At 61.1% G+C, this 15,996-nt stretch carries 20 protein-coding genes; 11 read left to right on the forward strand and 9 right to left on the reverse strand.

Annotated features, from left to right (window positions below; all coding sequences use genetic code 11):
- Nucleotides 1-7: 7 nt before the first annotated feature.
- A complete protein-coding gene (locus JL39_RS22290; protein WP_037156012.1) occupies nt 8-211 on the reverse strand; it encodes a DUF465 domain-containing protein in 204 nt (67 codons plus the stop codon).
- Nucleotides 212-440: 229 nt separating this feature from the next.
- Here JL39_RS22290 and JL39_RS31210 point away from each other — a divergent pair, with 229 nt between their 5' ends.
- Nucleotides 441-617 (forward strand): DUF465 domain-containing protein, encoded by a 177-nt coding sequence (locus tag JL39_RS31210; protein WP_037156015.1) that lies wholly within the window; start codon nt 441-443, stop codon nt 615-617.
- 145 nt (nt 618-762) lie between these two features.
- Here the strand turns inward: JL39_RS31210 and JL39_RS22300 are convergent, their stop codons facing one another.
- Together JL39_RS22300 and JL39_RS22305 are read right to left on the reverse strand one after the other, a co-directional pair.
- Nucleotides 763-1,026, reverse strand: coding sequence for a metalloregulator ArsR/SmtB family transcription factor (locus JL39_RS22300; protein WP_037156018.1), 264 nt, complete (start codon nt 1,024-1,026; stop codon nt 763-765).
- Nucleotides 1,027-1,133: 107 nt separating this feature from the next.
- Nucleotides 1,134-1,904 (reverse strand): sulfite exporter TauE/SafE family protein, encoded by a 771-nt coding sequence (locus JL39_RS22305; protein WP_037156021.1) that lies wholly within the window; start codon nt 1,902-1,904, stop codon nt 1,134-1,136.
- A gap of 111 nt (nt 1,905-2,015) precedes the next feature.
- Between JL39_RS22305 and JL39_RS22310 the strand changes: the two genes are divergently transcribed.
- The 7 genes from JL39_RS22310 (at nt 2,016) to JL39_RS22340 (ending at nt 8,629) form a co-directional block, all read left to right on the forward strand.
- Nucleotides 2,016-2,669 carry a thiamine phosphate synthase gene (locus tag JL39_RS22310; RefSeq protein ID WP_037156024.1) on the forward strand — a complete coding sequence of 218 codons (654 nt, stop codon included), beginning with the start codon at nt 2,016-2,018 and terminating at the stop codon, nt 2,667-2,669.
- Nucleotides 2,669-3,814: a tetratricopeptide repeat protein gene (locus JL39_RS22315; protein WP_037156027.1), complete on the forward strand. Its 1,146-nt coding sequence runs from the start codon at nt 2,669-2,671 to the stop codon at nt 3,812-3,814. Before JL39_RS22310 ends, JL39_RS22315 begins: the two co-directional genes overlap by 1 nt.
- Nucleotides 3,815-3,949: 135 nt before the next feature.
- Entirely contained in the window at nt 3,950-5,218 is a 1,269-nt protein-coding gene (locus JL39_RS22320) for a DUF4010 domain-containing protein (RefSeq protein WP_037156155.1), read from the forward strand.
- Between the two features lie 184 nt (nt 5,219-5,402).
- Nucleotides 5,403-6,203, forward strand: coding sequence for an inositol monophosphatase family protein (locus JL39_RS22325; RefSeq protein ID WP_037156032.1), 801 nt, complete (start codon nt 5,403-5,405; stop codon nt 6,201-6,203).
- 123 nt (nt 6,204-6,326) lie between these two features.
- On the forward strand, nt 6,327-7,370 hold the full coding sequence (locus JL39_RS22330) for a hypothetical protein (protein WP_037156035.1): 1,044 nt from the start codon (nt 6,327-6,329) through the stop codon (nt 7,368-7,370).
- Nucleotides 7,371-7,373: 3 nt separating this feature from the next.
- Nucleotides 7,374-8,405 carry a peptidoglycan -binding protein gene (locus tag JL39_RS22335; protein WP_037156038.1) on the forward strand — a complete coding sequence of 344 codons (1,032 nt, stop codon included), beginning with the start codon at nt 7,374-7,376 and terminating at the stop codon, nt 8,403-8,405.
- Between the two features lie 5 nt (nt 8,406-8,410).
- The gene (locus JL39_RS22340; protein WP_037156047.1) at nt 8,411-8,629 is read left to right on the forward strand and encodes a hypothetical protein; all 219 of its coding nucleotides are present in this window, start codon (nt 8,411-8,413) and stop codon (nt 8,627-8,629) included.
- 20 nt (nt 8,630-8,649) lie between these two features.
- Here the strand turns inward: JL39_RS22340 and JL39_RS22345 are convergent, their stop codons facing one another.
- The gene (locus JL39_RS22345; RefSeq protein ID WP_037156049.1) at nt 8,650-10,446 is read right to left on the reverse strand and encodes an ABC transporter transmembrane domain-containing protein; all 1,797 of its coding nucleotides are present in this window, start codon (nt 10,444-10,446) and stop codon (nt 8,650-8,652) included.
- 188 nt (nt 10,447-10,634) lie between these two features.
- Between JL39_RS22345 and rpmE the strand changes: the two genes are divergently transcribed.
- Both rpmE and JL39_RS22355 read left to right on the forward strand, forming a co-directional pair.
- Entirely contained in the window at nt 10,635-10,856 is a 222-nt protein-coding gene (rpmE, locus tag JL39_RS22350; protein ID WP_037156051.1) for a 50S ribosomal protein L31, read from the forward strand.
- Between the two features lie 81 nt (nt 10,857-10,937).
- Nucleotides 10,938-11,465 (forward strand): AAA family ATPase, encoded by a 528-nt coding sequence (locus tag JL39_RS22355; RefSeq protein ID WP_052183049.1) that lies wholly within the window; start codon nt 10,938-10,940, stop codon nt 11,463-11,465.
- A gap of 52 nt (nt 11,466-11,517) precedes the next feature.
- Here JL39_RS22355 and JL39_RS22360 read toward each other — a convergent pair whose 3' ends face one another.
- The 3 genes from JL39_RS22360 to JL39_RS22370 form a co-directional block, all read right to left on the reverse strand.
- Nucleotides 11,518-12,030 carry a DUF1465 family protein gene (locus JL39_RS22360; RefSeq protein ID WP_037156053.1) on the reverse strand — a complete coding sequence of 171 codons (513 nt, stop codon included), beginning with the start codon at nt 12,028-12,030 and terminating at the stop codon, nt 11,518-11,520.
- Nucleotides 12,031-12,498: 468 nt separating this feature from the next.
- On the reverse strand, nt 12,499-12,690 hold the full coding sequence (locus tag JL39_RS22365; protein WP_037156056.1) for a DUF1192 domain-containing protein: 192 nt from the start codon (nt 12,688-12,690) through the stop codon (nt 12,499-12,501).
- Nucleotides 12,687-13,958 (reverse strand): MFS transporter, encoded by a 1,272-nt coding sequence (locus tag JL39_RS22370; protein WP_037156060.1) that lies wholly within the window; start codon nt 13,956-13,958, stop codon nt 12,687-12,689. Before JL39_RS22370 ends, JL39_RS22365 begins: the two co-directional genes overlap by 4 nt.
- 288 nt (nt 13,959-14,246) lie before the next feature.
- Here JL39_RS22370 and JL39_RS32225 point away from each other — a divergent pair, with 288 nt between their 5' ends.
- Entirely contained in the window at nt 14,247-14,408 is a 162-nt protein-coding gene (locus JL39_RS32225) for a hypothetical protein (RefSeq protein ID WP_200883990.1), read from the forward strand.
- Nucleotides 14,409-14,423: 15 nt separating this feature from the next.
- Here the strand turns inward: JL39_RS32225 and JL39_RS22375 are convergent, their stop codons facing one another.
- The gene (locus JL39_RS22375) at nt 14,424-15,341 is read right to left on the reverse strand and encodes a PhzF family phenazine biosynthesis protein (protein ID WP_037156063.1); all 918 of its coding nucleotides are present in this window, start codon (nt 15,339-15,341) and stop codon (nt 14,424-14,426) included.
- Between the two features lie 118 nt (nt 15,342-15,459).
- Nucleotides 15,460-15,906, reverse strand: coding sequence for a hypothetical protein (locus tag JL39_RS22380; protein ID WP_037156066.1), 447 nt, complete (start codon nt 15,904-15,906; stop codon nt 15,460-15,462).
- Nucleotides 15,907-15,996: the final 90 nt, after the last annotated feature.

Below are 15,996 nucleotides of genomic sequence, written 5' to 3' on the forward strand. Positions count from 1 at the left end.
GCCTCCCTCAAGCAATGATGTCGGGGATGATCTGGTCTTCAAGCTGGCTCATCTTGTCCTTGATCGCCAGCTTCTTCTTCTTCATGCGCTGAATTCGGAGCGCGTCACAGCCGACCTCGATCATGGCGTTGATGGCAGCGTCGTAATCTTCGTGCTCCTGACGGAGTTTCGCGAGCGCCAGCCGGATATCCGCCTGTTCCTGATCAGCCATTTTCGGTCCCCATTTTCATATCCGGCATTTTGTGGTCGCCAGCAATGTCCGCAAGCCTCTACCACCAAACCGCGTTAACTGGAAGTTAGCCGCCGTCACGAATTTGCCTTGTTCAAACCACGATTTCTCCTTCGACAAATGGGGTCGATCGTGTCACACTTCCGTCGTAAACCTGAAGCCTCGGCCAAGGGTGAAGCCGGGGCAGGTGACCAAGGAAGGAACATGCCACATGACCGTCCAGGCTCATATCGCATCGCTTGAAAAGAAGCACGGCGCTCTGGAGGAGGAGCTCCAAACCATTCTGGCGTCCCCCTCTTCCGATGATCGTCAAATTGCTGACATCAAGCGGCGCAAGCTGCGCATTAAAGACGAAATGCAACGGCTCAAAGCCTCTACGCGTCACTAATCTTTCAATGGGAGAACTGGCCGCTGCCTCGCGTTAGGATCAAATAAGAGGCATCTCAGGAAGCGGCAAAACAATCCAGACAGTATGAAAATGAAGTTCTGGTCGTGGCCGACGACCCTAAAACAGGTGACTTGCAAATCTTAGGTCACGACCAGAACTGATCCAGCCACAGATTGAGCCTGTCGAAACCCTTGCTGTTGACGGCATAGATGCGCCGCGTGCCTTCTGCCGTGACGCTGACAAGATTGCTGTCGAGCAGGGCTTTCAGATGCTGCGACACTGCAGGCCGGCTGATCGGCAGGCCCTGTGCCAGTTCGTTGACCGTTTTCGGCGAACGCCGCAATTCCTCCAGCAGATACCGCCGGTTCGGGTCAGCTATGGCTGCAAAAGGGTCAACTGTTGTTGTCATATGTCAAACTTACGGTAAACGCATGGTAACGGCAAGATTTATTGTGCGTTGCAGCAATAAATGACACTATATGCTGCGTTGCTTATTTAGTGATGTTGTGCTCGCGCTTACAGCGGCAGGCCGTCCCAGAGCAGTTTCAATCCGGCGAGAAAGGCCAGGCCATAGGTCATGGGATAGAAGATCTCGGCCTTCAGATGCTTGACGACCGCCGCACCTGCTATGGTCGCCAGCAGCGCTATGGGCAGAAGCGTCGCGGAGATCGTCAGGTTTTCCCTGTCCAGTGCCCCGAGGAAGAAATAGGGAATGACCTTCACGGCATTGACGATCGCGAAGAAACGGATGCTGGCGCCGGTGTAGGATTTCGGGTCCAGCCCCATCGGCAGGACATAGATCTGGAAAGGCGGGCCGCCGGCATGGGCGACGAAACTCGCATAACCGGAAAGCGCTCCCCAGAAGGTGGCGGCAACCGGACGGTGCGGCAGCGGCGCTGCGGGCCTGTTCGAGTGCGGGCCGTAGACCTGCCAGAAATAACGGACCGTGAAGAGGATGGTCGCCACGGCGATGACAAGACGAAGCGCGTCGTCCGATACATATGTGGAAGTCGCCCAGCCGAGCGCAATACCGATGATGCCGCCCGGCAGGATCATCAGGAGTGTCCGGGAATCGTTGTAATTCCGCCAGGACCACAAGGCCACGATGTCCATGAGGATCAGGATCGGCAGGAAGATCGCCGCCGCCTTGACCGGGTCCACCGCCATGGACATGAGCGGTACGCCCATGAGGCCGATCGCGCCGCCGATCCCCCCTTTCGAGAGACCGACGAGCATGACTGCAGGAATGGCGGCTGCGAAAAAGGCGAGGGTCAGCGTATCAGGCATTCGTTCCGAGGCGGGGCGGTTGATCCTTCAATCGGTCCGGTCTATCGAATTTACGGACAGAAAACGAGTGCGGATTTGCGATTGGCGCCATCCGCCGAATGGAAAAAAAACATGACCGGATCGGAAGATCGCTGCCGCCTTGTGCTTATTGTACCGGACTATGATGATGCCGCCCGTCAGGCGAAGGAGCTTGAAGAGGCGCTTTCGGGCGGCGACGTCGCCTCGGTGATCCTGCCGCAATACGGCCTCGACGATCAGGCTTTCCAGAAGCGTGCCGAGACATTGGTGCCGATCATCCAGGCGGCTGGCGCGGCGGCCTTGATCGCCGGCGACAGTCGCGTAGCCGGCCGGGTCAAGGCCGACGGCTTGCACATGGCCGGCTCCCCCGCCGAGCTTGAGGAGGCGATCGAGAAATTCGTGCCGAAGCTCATCGTCGGCGCCGGCGGGGCGGCGGATCGCCATCAGGCGCTGGAGATCGGCGAATTGCGTCCCGACTACATCTTCTTCGGCAAGCTTGACGGCGACATCAAACCGGAGGCGCATCCCAAGAATCTTGCGCTTGGCGAATGGTGGGCCTCGATGGTGGAAATCCCCTGCATCGTCGTGGGCGGTAACGATCCCGCGTCGGCGCTTGCGGTTGCCGAGACCGGCGCTGAATTCGTGGCGCTCCGCGCTGCAGTCTTTGACAATCCCAGGGGCGCCGGAGCGGTGGTCGCCGAAGTCAACGCGACCCTGGACGAAAAAGCGCCACGGTTTGAGGCTTGATGAGGCCCATGCCGTCGAACCGAACTTACCGCGCGATTCTGAATGGACTGCTGGCGAGCCTTCTCGCCTCGGCGGTTTTGCCCTCCGTTGCCTTCGCACAGGTAGACACCAGGGCCGTCACACGTCCCGTCGAGCCGGATACCCAGCAGATGAAGAAGGACCGGGTCGAGACGCAGGCAGATTCGGATACGCCAGGGAGCAAAGCCGAGGGGCAGGGCCAGCCGGACGGTATCGTGCCTTCCGGTGGCGTGGAGCTCTATCAGCGCATGGGAGCGACTTTGCCACCCATACCGCCCGAGAAGCCTTACGACGGCCCCATCGACGAGGCCTATGGCGCCTATCAGCGCGGTCTTTACGTGACGGCTCTCGACAAGGCGCTGACACGTGCGGGTAAGGGGGATGCTGCGGCGCAGACGCTCGTCGCCGAAATGATGACCAAGGGTCTGGGTATCAAGCGCGACGCCAAGACGGCGACGTTTTGGTACAAGCAGGCTGCGGAAGGTGGCGATCCCGCTGCCATGTTCCAGTATGCGCTGCTTCTGATGGCGGGCCGAGATGTCCCGCGCGACAAGAAGCAAGCCGACGAATTCATGCGCAAGGCCGCGGAAGCCGGCAATTCGTCGGCGCAGTTCAACTGGGCGCAGATTCTCGTTGCGGATAATCCGGGTGAAAAGGGCCTGCATCTGGCGCTGCCCTTCTATGAAAGAGCTGCCGGGCAAGGGGTGGCGGACGCGCAATATGCCGTGGCGCAGCTCTATGTGACGCTGAAGGACATGCCGGCGGAGAAGAAGGCGAAGGCCCGCGAATGGCTGGAGCGCGCCGCCGAAGCCGGGTACGATACCGCACAACTCGATATGGGGCTCTGGCTGGTGAACGGGATCGGGGGAACACGCGACTACGACAAGGGTTTCGAATGGATGCGGATCGCCGCCCATCGCGGCAATGTCGTCGCCCAGAACAAGCTCGCGCATCTTTATATCAATGCGCTCGGCACCCGGCCCAATCCGGTCGAGGCGGCCAAATGGTACGTTCTGTCGCGCCGCGCCGGTCTGCAGGATCCGGAACTCGAAGACTTCTACCTCGGCATCAATGAAGAGCAGCAGAAGCAGGCGATCGAGGCAGCCAACAAGTTCCGCAGGGGGTGAGGAGCGGTCCGGCGCAGCCGGAGAAATCGATCCAGTGAATCGATTTCAGTGACGAACGCCCGGAGCGCGAGCGAAGGGCCGGCCGAGGCCGATCGGCGCAACCGCCGGGGCGGTCGGGAGGGGACGGGAACGGATTTGGACAATATCGAACTTTTCGAACGTGTCGGGCTGGCGATAGCCATCGGTGCCGCGGTCGGTGTGGAGCGGCACTGGCGCGAACGGGACGAACCGGCAGGCGCCCGCACGGCCGGCATCCGAACTTTCACGATGATCGGCATGCTCGGCGGCATTGCCGGCCTGATCGAGCGAAGCCTTGCTCCGACGTCCGTCTATCCAGGCATCGTGACCATCGGTTTTCTCATCGCCGTAACGGTTGTCATGACCCTGTTCGAACTGCGCGAAGCCATCGCAGAGGAGAGCTTCAGCGCAACTTCGGTCATTACCGCAATCCTCACCTTCGGTCTCGGCGTGCTTGCCGTCACGGGCGACATGGTGCTGGCATCCGCCGCCGGAGCAGCGCTCGTCACGCTTCTTGCCAGCCGCGAATTCCTGCACGGGGCGATCCGGCGCCTGCAATGGGTGGAACTGCGCTCGGCGGTGATCCTGCTCGCCATGACCTTCGTGCTGCTGCCGATCATTCCGGCCGAGCCGGTCGGACCGTTCGGAGGCATTTCGCCCAGAAGCCTCGTGCTGTTGGTCATCACGCTCGCCTCGATCTCATTTGCCGGTTATATCGCGGTCCGGCTGCTTGGGACTTCGCGGGGCGATGTGGTGGCGGGAGGGATCGGCGGCCTCGTCTCCTCGACCGGCACGACCGTCGCGTTTGCCAGGCGCAGCCGCCAGGGCGCAGACCCGACATCGCTTGCGGCAGGGGCCATCAGTGCCGGCGCCGTGTCGCTATTGCGGACCGCGTTCCTGATCGGCACGCTGGCGGTCAGCCTGCTGCCTGGTCTTCTTCTGCCGATCGGCGTCGGCGCCGTGCTGATGCTGGCTTATGCGTTCTTTCTTTCGTCCCGCCAGCAGTCGATGGATGACGGGCATTCCCCGGCCAATCCGTTCGAGCTTCCGGCAATTGCGAGGATGGCGGCCCTGCTTGCGGCCGTGGCCTTTCTGGCCCGGGCCGCGACCCTTTATTTCGGCGATGCAGGTCTCATCGCCGCCTCGGCGCTTTCCGCGCTCGCCGATGTGGATGCCACGACGGTCACGGTGGCGGGCATGCTGCCGGCGCTCGATCCGAAGCTCGCCGCGCGCGCCATAGGTGTCGGCGTGCTCGTCAATATGGTAGTCAAGGCGATCTACGCCACGATCTTCGGCAGCCGGGGCTTTGCGGTCCATCTCTGGATGGCGACGCTGCTTTCGGTCTCCGCCGGCTTGATTGCGGATCGGATGCAGGATGCGGTTTAGAAGATCTCAGGTAATATCGAAAGAGGACCGCTTTACGGACACGATTGGTGGCAACAATAGTCCGCTCTCCGGTGGATGGCTTGAATTTCTCGCGGTTTTGTGGTCTTGAAGCCGCCCATCAAGAAAATCTCAAAAAACGCAGTCCCGTTCAGATGCAATTCGGGACCCCTCAAGGACTTCCCGCATGGCTCGTTCCGCCCTTCTCAACGTCATGGTTCAGGCTGCCCTCAAGGCAGGCAAGTCGCTCGCCCGGGATTTCGGTGAAGTGCAGAACCTGCAGGTCTCGGTGAAAGGGCCTAGCGATTTCGTTTCGCAGGCGGATCTGAAGGCGGAAAAGATCGTCCACGACGAACTGATGAAAGCTCGCCCCACCTACGGCTTCCTCGGTGAGGAAAGCGAGGAGGTGAAGGGTACGGACGGCGCGCATCGCTGGATCGTCGATCCGCTCGACGGCACCACCAACTTCCTGCACGGCATTCCGCAGTTCGCCGTATCGATCGCACTGGAACGCAACGGCGAGGTCGTCGCCGGCGTCGTCTTCAATCCGGCGACAGACGAGCTCTTCACCGCCGAAAAGGGCGGCGGGGCATTCCTGAATGATCGTCGCATCCGGGTCGCCGCCCGCCGCGCACTCTCTGATTGCGTCATCGGCTGCGGCGTGCCGCATCTCGGTCGCGGCAATCACGGCAAGTTCCTCCTCGAACTCCGCCATGTCATGGGGGAGGTCGCCGGCATTCGTCGTCTCGGCGCGGCTGCGCTCGATCTCGCCTATGTCGCCGCCGGCCGGCTCGACGGGTTCTGGGAGACCGACCTCTCGCCCTGGGACATGGCGGCCGGCATCGTCCTCATCCGTGAGGCGGGCGGTTTCGTCAGCGACATGAAGGGCACGACGGGTATTTTCGGCAGCGGCAATATTGTCGCCGGCAACGAACTGATCCAGAAGGCATTGCTCGAAGTTGCAAACCGGCCTGTTCCGACGCGTTAAGTCTCTGGTGTTACGGCCATAGAGCCGAATTAAAGGGGAGGTATCACCAGCTTCCGCACTTCAATTCGTCGCAATTTTACACTAGCCTCCGGCGCGGAAGAGTACCGGAGGCAAGGGCATATCATGGCGAATGCGAGACTGGACGATCTGGACGAGTCTGAAACGCGTGGCGGCTATGCCTACAAACTTTCCAATCCGGCGTCCTTCCTGTGGACCATGGTGATCTTCCTGATCATCGTCGGATTCGTCGCCTCGATTCTCTACCGCCAGGCCGCGCATGCCTTCCAGACCAATCCGGGCCTCAACGGGTTGATTCTCGGCGTTCTGCTGATCGGCATCGTCCTGGTTTTCAACCAGGTGATTGGCCTCGTTCCGGAAGTGCGCTGGTTCAATTCCTTCCGCGCGGCCGGCAGCGCGGACAAGGTCGGGCGCGAACCCAGGCTGCTTGCGCCGATGCGCACGCTGATCGGCAGCCGCCGCAGGATGGCGCTTTCGACCGCCGCCTTCCGGTCGATCCTCGATTCGATCGGCACGCGACTCGACGAATCGCGCGACACGTCGCGTTATCTCATCGGACTGCTCGTCTTCCTCGGACTGCTCGGCACGTTCTGGGGCCTTATCGGCACGATCGGCTCGATCAGCAACGTGATCGGGGCACTCGATCCGAATTCCGGCGATTCAAACGATATCCTGGCCGCCATCAAGAGTGGCCTGTCCCAGCCGCTCGCCGGCATGGGCACGGCGTTTTCGTCCTCACTGCTCGGCCTTTCCGGCTCGCTGATCCTCGGTTTCCTGGACCTGCAGGCCGGGCGCGCCCAGAACCGCTTCTATACGGAGCTTGAGAACTGGCTCTCGTCGGTGACGGATGTCGGGTCGGACCTGCCGGCCGTGGCGGAGACGATCGCCCACGGTTCGTCGGAAGATATCCGCGCGCTGACCGAGCAACTCCGGGCGCTTGCCTCCGCGCAGTTGAAATTGCCGGACGGGCAGCACAGCGATCGCTCGCTTTCCGCCATGGCCAATCTCGCCGAAGGCATCCAGGGCCTCGTCAAGAACATGCGCAACGAGCAGCAGATGCTGCGTGACTGGATCGAGGCGCAGCAGGAAGAGGCAAGAGCCCTGCGCCGCACACTTGACCGGCTTTCCGACAAGATCGGAGGGAAGTAAGCGATGGCGCTCGCCAAGAATCGCCGTCGTGAGCGAGGTGTAGACTACTGGCCAGGCTTTGTGGATGCGCTTTCCACGCTCCTGCTTGCCATCATGTTCCTGCTCACCGTCTTCGTGCTGGCGCAGTTCCTGCTCAGCCGGGAGATTTCCGGCCGCGACGAAGCGTTGAACCGGCTGAACAGTCAGATCGCCGAACTGACAGAGCTTCTGGCGCTGGAGAAGAACAACAGCCAGGACTTCGAGGATCAGCTTGCCACCTTGCAATCCTCGCTCGCCGCCTCGGAAAGCGAGCGTTCGCGACTTCAAGAGCTGCTGAGCCAGGGTGCCGGCAGCAGCGAAGCGGCCAATACCCGGATCGGCGAGCTTACGAGCCGGCTCAACCAGGAACAGCAGTTGAGTGCGCGTGCCGCGAGCCAGGTCGAGCTCCTCAATCAGCAGATCGCTGCCCTCCGGGCCCAGATCGCGGCTGTGGAGGCGGCGCTGCAGGCTTCCGAGGCGAAGGACCAGGCTTCCCAGGCGCAGATTTCCGATCTCGGCCGGCGGCTCAATGTGGCGCTGGCGCAGCGCGTGCAGGAGCTCAACCGCTACCGATCCGACTTCTTCGGCCGCTTGCGCGAAATCCTCTCCGACAGAGAGAATATCCGCATCGTCGGTGACCGTTTCGTCTTCCAGTCGGAAGTGCTTTTCCCGGTGGGCGGCAGCGAGCTTGACGATGCCGGCCGTGTGGAGATGGACAAGCTTGCCGCCGCACTTCTCGATCTTGCCAAGGAAATCCCGGCGGAAATCAACTGGGTGCTGCGCGTCGATGGTCACACGGACAACTCGCCGCTTTCCGGCACCGGCCGCTATCGCGACAACTGGGAACTCTCCTCCGCCCGCGCCACGTCCGTCGTGAAATACCTCATCTCCAAGGGCGTGCCGGCCAACCGCCTGGTGGCCGCCGGTTTCGGCGAATTCCAGCCGATTGCTCAGGGGGATACGCCGGAGATCAAGTCGCAGAACCGCCGCATCGAGCTGAAGCTGACGGAGCGGTAAAACTCATGAACGAAGACAAGCCGGACATGGCCGCGCTGATGAAGGCGGTCGCGGATAGTCCGAGACGAGACAACAGCGCCTATCACAAGGCGATGGCCGAAGCCCGGCAGGCCTTCGAGGGTGCCGAAGCCGCGCTCGGAGGGCCAGTCGAGATGCGCATAAAGACCAAACTGAAGCGCAACGGCAAATATGTCGTGAAATGGACGTTTACGCGCGCAGAGTGAATTGAGGGCGTTTCCTCTATTCAGAGTGCCGTAGCGCTCTGCCGTTCGATGTCGTGGAATTGCAGCCGGGCGAGCTTGGCGTAAAGCCCGCCCTTGGCGATCAGGCTCTGGTGCGTGCCTTCCTCGACAATCCGCCCGTCCTCCATGACCAGAATGCGGTCGGCTTTCAGCACCGTTGCAAGCCGATGGGCGATGACCAGCGTCGTGCGATTCTGCATCAGGCCGTCGAGCGCCTTCTGCACCAGCGTTTCGCTTTCGGCATCCAGCGCCGAGGTGGCTTCGTCGAGAAGCAGGACCGGCGCATCCTTCAAAATGGCGCGGGCGATGGCGATACGCTGGCGCTGGCCGCCGGACAGCGTGATGCCGCGCTCGCCGGCAAGCGTATCGTAGCCCTGGTCGAGCTTGCCGATGAATTCGTCCGCCTGGGCGGCGATCGCTGCGGTGCGGACGGCCTCGCGCGTGGCATTCGGCACGCCGAAGGCGATGTTGTCGTGGATCGAGGCGGCGAAGATCGTCACGTCCTGCGGCACGATGGCAAGCCGGGACCGGAGATCGGAGAGATTTGCCTGCCTCAGATCGACCCCGTCGAGCTTCACTGTGCCGGTAGAGGGATCATAGAAGCGTATCAGCAGCGAAAAGATCGTGCTCTTCCCGGCGCCGGAGGGGCCGACGATTGCGACTGTCTCGCCGGACTTCACACGAAAGGAAAGCGAGTTCAGCGTGATCGCGCTGACGCGGGCGGGATAGGCGAAGGAGACATCCTGGAATTCGACCTCGCCGCGCGAAGGGGAGGGGAGAGCGACGGGATTTTCCGGGTCGCGGATTGCAGGCACCTCGTGCAGCAATTCCGTAAGCCTTTCCGCCGCGCCTCCGGCGGCCGAAAGCTCGCCCCAGACTTCCGAGAGCTGGCCGAGCGAGCTTGCGGCGATCACCGAATAAAGCACGAACTGCCCAAGCGTGCCGGCTGTCATCGTACCGGACAGCACGCTCTGTGCGCCGTACCAGAGCACGCCGACGACGCTGCCGAAGACGAGGAGAATACCGAAGCCGGTAAGAAGCGCGCGGGCCTTGATCGCCACGCGGGCGGCGTCGTAAGCCTTTTCGACCGCTCCGCCATAACGGCCGCTTGCAGTTGTCTCGCCACCGAAGGCCTGGACGGTGCGGGTGGCGCCGATCGTCTCTGCCGCGAAGGCGGAGGTTTCGGCAAGCGTATCCTGAGCGGCGCGGGAGCGTCTCCTGACAGAACGGCCGAAGCCGACCAGCGGAAAGACGATCAGCGGGATTGCGCCGAGCACCAGAGCGGAAAGTTTTGGGCTCGTATAGATCATCATCGCCATCGCCCCGAGACAGAGGATGGTGTTGCGCAAGGCCTGGGAAGCGGCCGAACCGAAGGCGGACTTGATCTGCGTCGTGTCGGCCGTCAGGCGCGAGACGATCTCGCCCGACTGGTTGACGTCGTAGAAGGATGGCGAAAGCCTGATGATGTGGGAGAAGACTTCGCGGCGCAAATCCGCGACGACACGCTCGCCAATGGTGATGACGTAGTAATAGCGCATGGCGCTGGCGATCGCGAGGAGGGCCGCGAGCGCCAGCAGCATGCCGAAATAGTTGTTGATGAAGTTGCCGTCGGAAGAGGCAAAGCCGTGGTCGACCATGCGGCGCACGGCGAGCGGCAGAGCGAGCATGGTGGCCGCGGCCAATACAAGGAAAAAGGTGGCGGCTGCGACCATCGACCTGTAGCGGGCGAGATAGGGAACGAGCCTTGCAAGCGGTCTTAAAGCCTTGCTTCTCGGTTGATTTTCTCGGGCTTCGGCCACATCGTCTCCATGCGCCCGACAGGCATATTCTCGGCCCTACGGGGTACTTGTACTTCCGGCAACCTTCCTGTATAGGCTCCGCATCGAATTGTGAAGCCGTGACCGGACCGGTCTGCGGCTTCATTTATTAAAGAGGGTTCTCGCTCGCAATTGCGACAAATGGACCTCGCAAGAGCAGGATTATCGACATGAAGGCTGACATCCATCCCGACTACCACATGATCAAGGTGGTCATGACCGACGGTACCGAATACGAGACCCGCTCCACCTGGGGTTCGGAAGGTGCGACCATGAACCTTGAAATCGATCCCAGGTCCCATCCGGCCTGGACCGGCGGCAACCAGCAGCTCATGGACCGCGGCGGCCGCGTCTCGAAGTTCAACAAGCGTTTCGGCGGCCTCGGCCTCTAATTCGCTTGAGCGAGCAGACCAAACGAAGAGCCTGGCGAAAGCCGGGCTTTTTTGTTTTGATGGGGCAGGAAGGGATGCGGGATGGAAAACCGATCGCACTTGCCGGACCCACTCCGTCGTATCGTCATCATGGGCAATGGCGGTGCTGGCAAGACCTGGCTGGCGAAACGAATGGCGGTGCGTATCGGCATGGAGGCCGTGCACCTCGACGATGTCTACTGGCAGCCCGGCCGCTATGGCATCGCTCGCGACAAGTCGGTTGTCATTCAAGAGGTCAAAAAGCGGGCCGATGACGACGTATGGCTTATGGAGGGCGTCTACGGATGGCTTGTCGACGTGCTTCTTCCGCGTGCGACGCAATTGATCTGGATCGACCTTTGCGAGGAGGAGTGCGTTGCGAATATCCGGGCGCGCGGCATTCAAGGCGGGGAAAGCGAGGAAAGCTTCGAGGGCCTCGTGAGATGGGTCTCGGAGTATCGCGCGCGGAAGAACAACTGGAATTCCTTTGACGGCCACCTCAAGCTCTATGATGGCTTTTCAGGCGTGAAGGTTCGCTTGAAAAGCCGGGATGAGATTGCTGCCTATGTCCGGGACGTTTCGCGGACATGAAAACGCCGGCGCAGCCGATATGCGCCGGCTGAATGGAGCGAGTTCGTGTGGTTCAGTTGCCGAACGCCGTGCGCAGCAGGTTGAGCTGGGCGCGGACGCTGTTTTCGTTGTCAGGCATGACGGTGGTGTCGGCGGGCCGATAGATTTCCCGGTCGAGGAGGGCGATCCGGTTCTGCAGGCGGAGCGAACGCTCGACGAGTTCGCGGAAACCTTCCGGCAGGTCGAGCCAGCCCGGCGCGCTGCGGTCGACGTTGAAGCCGTCGAGGCGTACCTTGCTCTTTTCCGACAGGACCTGGTCGCGGCTCATCTCGCCGTTGTTGACGGCGCGCTGCAGGAGCAGCCAGGAAGCCATCTGCATCAGGCGGGTGGTCAGTCGCATGGATTCCGCGGCGTAGAGGACCGACGCCATGCGCGGCAGAACCTTGGAGGCGGCACGCCCCGGACCGTCGAGATAGCTCGCGGTTTCCTCAACCAGGGCCATGCCCTCCGAGTAGAGCGCCTTGAACTGCGAGGAGGCAGCGGCGCGGCCGGCGAAACTGACGGTGTTCAATCCCTGTTCGGACATCGAATTCATCCTGCTAACGCAATCACATTCAGGCAAATGGTCAAGGTCGAGTAAAAGTTCCCAACCGCTCTGACTTGGCATGAACATGATACTTATAATGGAAATCCGCAAGACGTTTCTTAAGGAAAGGTTAATACCCACAAGAAGTGGTAAATAGAGGCCATCTTCTTGAAATGAGACACATTTCAGGCTGTGAATACAGCTTCTGGCCTGGGCTGGGAAACGGACCCCTCCCGAAGCCGCCGCGATGCCGTTCCGAAGGAAAATCGGGGAAATGGTCCTGCAACAAAAAGAAGAGCCGCGGGATGGCGGCTCTCAAGGTAAAACAGGGAGAAATCAGACCATTCGCCGAACGGTGAAACTGTCTGAGTCCAGGAAGCCTGGACAGATGGATAGTCTCCGTTAATGATTAATATTCCGTTAAGGCGAAGCAAAAAATACCCTTAAACTTCTCGATATCTTAGTTTTTCAAGATCTGAAGAAGCTGTCGGCGGCGCGACGGCCGGCATCCTTTCGCTCTTTTTCCGCCTCCAGGCGCACGATCTCCTCTTTCAGGAGCCTGATGCGCGAATCGAGCTCATCGACGGAGAGCATGGAAAGATCGGAGCCGATCTCATGGACTGTCGGCTTCTTGGGTCGATCGTCATCAAGAAAGCTCATGATGCCTCCTTCATCTCTGCGGTTGCCTCGTTCTTGGCGCGCGGATCGAGCGACAGGCTTTCCGGCGTTGCAAGCGGCCCGGCTGAGGTCGGCGCGGTCTGGTAGGCCTCACGCTCCTCGACCGGCACCGGTGCGCGCTGGCGGCTGCGGATGATCGCATAAGCCGTTACCAGCATATGCGCGACCGCGGTCACCGCAAAGAGGGCATGCGGGCCGGCGAAGCTCATAACCGGGCCTCCGAGCGTCGGCCCGATAATCGTGCCGATACCGTATAGCAGCAGCAGGCCGCCCGAGACCTTCACGAAATCCTCAGGTGCGGCGAAGTCGTTTGCATGCGCGACGGCGATCGGATAAAGCGCGTTCGCCGCAGCACCATAGATCGCCACTAGGATAACGATGCTGTATACGTCTGTCGGCCTCAGGAGCGCGACGGCGAGGCCAGCCAGTGCCGAGGCCGCCGAAAGGCCGGCGAGCACGTGACGGCGGTCCATGGTGTCCGAGAGCCGGCCTGCCGGAAACTGCATGATCGCGCCGGCAAAAATAGTGATGCTGACCATGGCTGCGACCGCGCTGTGGTCCAGCCCCGCCCGGGTCGCAAAGACTGCCCCGAGCGTCCCGTAAGCGCCGTTTGCCGTGCCGATCAGCAGGATGCCGACGAAGGAAATGGGGGAGTTGCGGAACAGGCCGGGAAGATCCAGGCGTGCCCGCTTCAGCGGCTGCGGAGAAGCAGCCTTGGAGAGCGTCGTCGGCAGCGCGGCGATGGAGTAGAGGATGCCGCAGACCATGAAGAGTATCGGCGTGGAAATATCCGCGAACGGCACCATAAGCTGGCCGCCGACCACGCCGAACAGGGTGATCGAGATATAGAAGGAGAAGATCGTGCCGCGGCTTTCGGGTGTGGCGCGTTCGTTCAGCCAGCTTTCAATGATCATCGACGTGCCGGCGGTGCAGAAGCCGGTGATGGCGCGCAGGATCAGCCAGGCGGTCTGGTCGACCAGGATGCCGGTCAGGAGCACATTCAGGCATATCAGAGACAGGAAGCCGGAAAAGGCGCGGACATGGCCGATGCGGCGCACCACGTTCGGCGCCACGAAGCAGCCGATTACGAAACCGGAGGCCCAGGTGGTGCCGAGCAGCCCGAGCACCTCGTTGGAATAACCTTCCTGCGATCCGCGCACCGGCAGGAGAAGACCCTGCAGGCCGTTGCCGAGGAAGAGGAAAAGCGTACCGCAGAGGAGGGCGAGGACGGGCAGAAGGTTTCGGCTCATTTTTCGGTACTGTCGGCTCTTTTCGCGGATGCAGTCAATCATGGCATCGCGTGCAAGCATTGTTGCATGCGGATGAATCGGGCGTTAACGAAGGCGGAGCGGGTTCCCCCGAATCCTCTCCAGAGCTATCTGTGGTGAAGCGCAAAAATGTCCAGCCTGTGGCGACTAAGCATGTCGCGCAAAAGTGTGCAGCGGTTTTGCGATAACGACATGCGTGAAAATAAGAACTTAAAGCGTGATAAGCGAATCTGAAAGATCGCGACACGCTTTAGCGGAACGAAGAATGGAATGACGAAGACAATTTCAGTTCTGCTGATCCTCGCCATGGCGGCCCAGATCATCAAGCCGCTCGGCTTGCCGGGTCTCAGGCGTCGCGGCGATTTCTGGAAGCTTGCGATCTTCGCCTTCGCGATCTGGGGTGCGACGCTGATCCTGCGCGATTTCTCCTGACGCTGCCGATACTCCTCAGCAGTCGATTGCACCGCGCATGACGGACATGCAGCGGCCGGTAATGCGCACGTCGGTAACGATACCACCCGTTTTCGCCACATCCAATTCAATCAAGCTGCGGCGCCCCATCTCGACGCCCTGTTCAATGGTGATCTGCACGTTTGCATCCACCTCGGGCGCCTGCGTCGCCAGAAAGGCGGAGAGGGCGGCAGATGCGCTGCCGGTTGCCGGATCCTCCATGACGTTGTCGAGCGGCGCGAACATGCGGGCACGGATATGCCATGGATTTTCGGTGTTACGGACGTAAACGAAAAGCGAAAAATCCCCTTCCGGACGCGGATGCCGGGCGGCCGCCTCGTGGAAAACCGTGATGTTCGGCCGCGCGGCAGCCAGCGCATCGAGGTTTTCGAGCTCGGCGATCGCGAAGGGGAGGCCGACGGAGGCGATAACCGGCTTGTGGCCAGAGATGCGGACATGAGCGGCTTCGATGGAAGCGCAGCCGGCGATGAGTTCCGTCGGCACCTCGTCACCAAGTTCCAGAGGGCGCGGCGCGCGGATCGTGGCGCCGGTTACCGTATCGGCCTCGCGAAGAAGCGTGATCTCCACCAGTCCGGCGATTTCCTCGAAGCGGAGCCTCCCGCCGATCGGCCTGCCGAAGAGTTCGGCCAGCCGGCCGAGCACGAAAGCCGTGCCGACATTCGGATGGCCGGCAAAAGGGATTTCCGTCGTCGGCGTGAAAATGCGCACGCGGGCGCTGTTCTCAGGGTTCTCCGGCGGTAGCACGAATGTGCTTTCCGCATAGCCGAATTCGGCGGCGATCTTCTGCATCTGAGTGGCTGTGAGGCCGCGTGCATCGGGAATGACGGCGAGCGGATTGCCGGCGAAACGCTCGGTGGTGAAGACATCGACGGTGACGAATTCGGCACTCGGCATAGCGGCAGCTCCCAGGATATGTAGTTCGTCAGTTGGTTAAACGACGAACTTCTCTTGCGCCAGCCAATCTTTGTGATTCACCGATCAATAAAACGAAAGGCTGGCGACCAGGCGCGGATCAGACCAGGCCGTGATCCTTCATCGCCTTTTCCTCGTCGCCCGTGATATAGGCAAAAATCCTGGGTCGGCCGCCTGCAACGGTGATGAAGTAGAAGTTGGTGAAGCGGATATTTCCGCTTTCACCCGATTTGTTGAGATAGGCAAAATCCCAGCCGACCTCTGCGAGTGCGTGCAGATCATTGAGCGGCGTGACCTTTATGCCGGTAATGAGCATCTGTTTGCCGCCGACCTCGCGGTAACGCGCAAACCCTTTCGGGATGACCTCGCGAAATTTTTCGTCATTGGGCCCGCCGAACACCGCTTGCGGTGTCGAGCCGACAAAATACGCGGCGAAGAAGGCAGTCATTCCGTCGACATCAACCAAGGACGCATCCTTGAGTGCATCGTTGCTGATCCTGCCGTAGTCATCGAAGAGTTCGCGGACCGTCGTTTCCAGGTCTGTCATGGCTCAGCCTCCTTTCCGCAGAGAGGTGGTGCCGCCAATTCGGTTCATCAAGACTTACCGACCGGACTGCCAAACAAAAGGCCGCTCCGT

The organism is Rhizobium sp. YS-1r, assembly GCF_000757525.1.
GTDB classification, from domain to species: domain Bacteria; phylum Pseudomonadota; class Alphaproteobacteria; order Rhizobiales; family Rhizobiaceae; genus Neorhizobium; species Neorhizobium petrolearium.

Excerpts from the sequence above, each read along its gene's own strand:
- JL39_RS22375 (WP_037156063.1), bottom strand. The coding sequence starts at position 15,341 with ATGCCGAGTGCCGAATTCGTCACCGTCGATGTCTTCACCACCGAGCGT.
- JL39_RS22305 (WP_037156021.1), bottom strand. The coding sequence starts at position 1,904 with ATGCCTGATACGCTGACCCTCGCCTTTTTCGCAGCCGCCATTCCTGCA.
- JL39_RS22310 (WP_037156024.1), top strand. The coding sequence starts at position 2,016 with ATGACCGGATCGGAAGATCGCTGCCGCCTTGTGCTTATTGTACCGGAC.
- JL39_RS22370 (WP_037156060.1), bottom strand. The coding sequence starts at position 13,958 with ATGAGCCGAAACCTTCTGCCCGTCCTCGCCCTCCTCTGCGGTACGCTT.
- JL39_RS22340 (WP_037156047.1), top strand. The coding sequence starts at position 8,411 with ATGAACGAAGACAAGCCGGACATGGCCGCGCTGATGAAGGCGGTCGCG.
- JL39_RS22380 (WP_037156066.1), bottom strand. The coding sequence starts at position 15,906 with ATGACAGACCTGGAAACGACGGTCCGCGAACTCTTCGATGACTACGGC.
- JL39_RS22360 (WP_037156053.1), bottom strand. The coding sequence starts at position 12,030 with ATGTCCGAACAGGGATTGAACACCGTCAGTTTCGCCGGCCGCGCCGCT.
- rpmE (WP_037156051.1), top strand. The coding sequence starts at position 10,635 with ATGAAGGCTGACATCCATCCCGACTACCACATGATCAAGGTGGTCATG.
- JL39_RS32225 (WP_200883990.1), top strand. The coding sequence starts at position 14,247 with ATGACGAAGACAATTTCAGTTCTGCTGATCCTCGCCATGGCGGCCCAG.
- JL39_RS22290 (WP_037156012.1), bottom strand. The coding sequence starts at position 211 with ATGGCTGATCAGGAACAGGCGGATATCCGGCTGGCGCTCGCGAAACTC.
- JL39_RS22330 (WP_037156035.1), top strand. The coding sequence starts at position 6,327 with ATGGCGAATGCGAGACTGGACGATCTGGACGAGTCTGAAACGCGTGGC.
- JL39_RS22335 (WP_037156038.1), top strand. The coding sequence starts at position 7,374 with ATGGCGCTCGCCAAGAATCGCCGTCGTGAGCGAGGTGTAGACTACTGG.
- JL39_RS22365 (WP_037156056.1), bottom strand. The coding sequence starts at position 12,690 with ATGAGCTTTCTTGATGACGATCGACCCAAGAAGCCGACAGTCCATGAG.
- JL39_RS22355 (WP_052183049.1), top strand. The coding sequence starts at position 10,938 with ATGGAAAACCGATCGCACTTGCCGGACCCACTCCGTCGTATCGTCATC.
- JL39_RS31210 (WP_037156015.1), top strand. The coding sequence starts at position 441 with ATGACCGTCCAGGCTCATATCGCATCGCTTGAAAAGAAGCACGGCGCT.
- JL39_RS22325 (WP_037156032.1), top strand. The coding sequence starts at position 5,403 with ATGGCTCGTTCCGCCCTTCTCAACGTCATGGTTCAGGCTGCCCTCAAG.
- JL39_RS22315 (WP_037156027.1), top strand. The coding sequence starts at position 2,669 with ATGAGGCCCATGCCGTCGAACCGAACTTACCGCGCGATTCTGAATGGA.
- JL39_RS22300 (WP_037156018.1), bottom strand. The coding sequence starts at position 1,026 with ATGACAACAACAGTTGACCCTTTTGCAGCCATAGCTGACCCGAACCGG.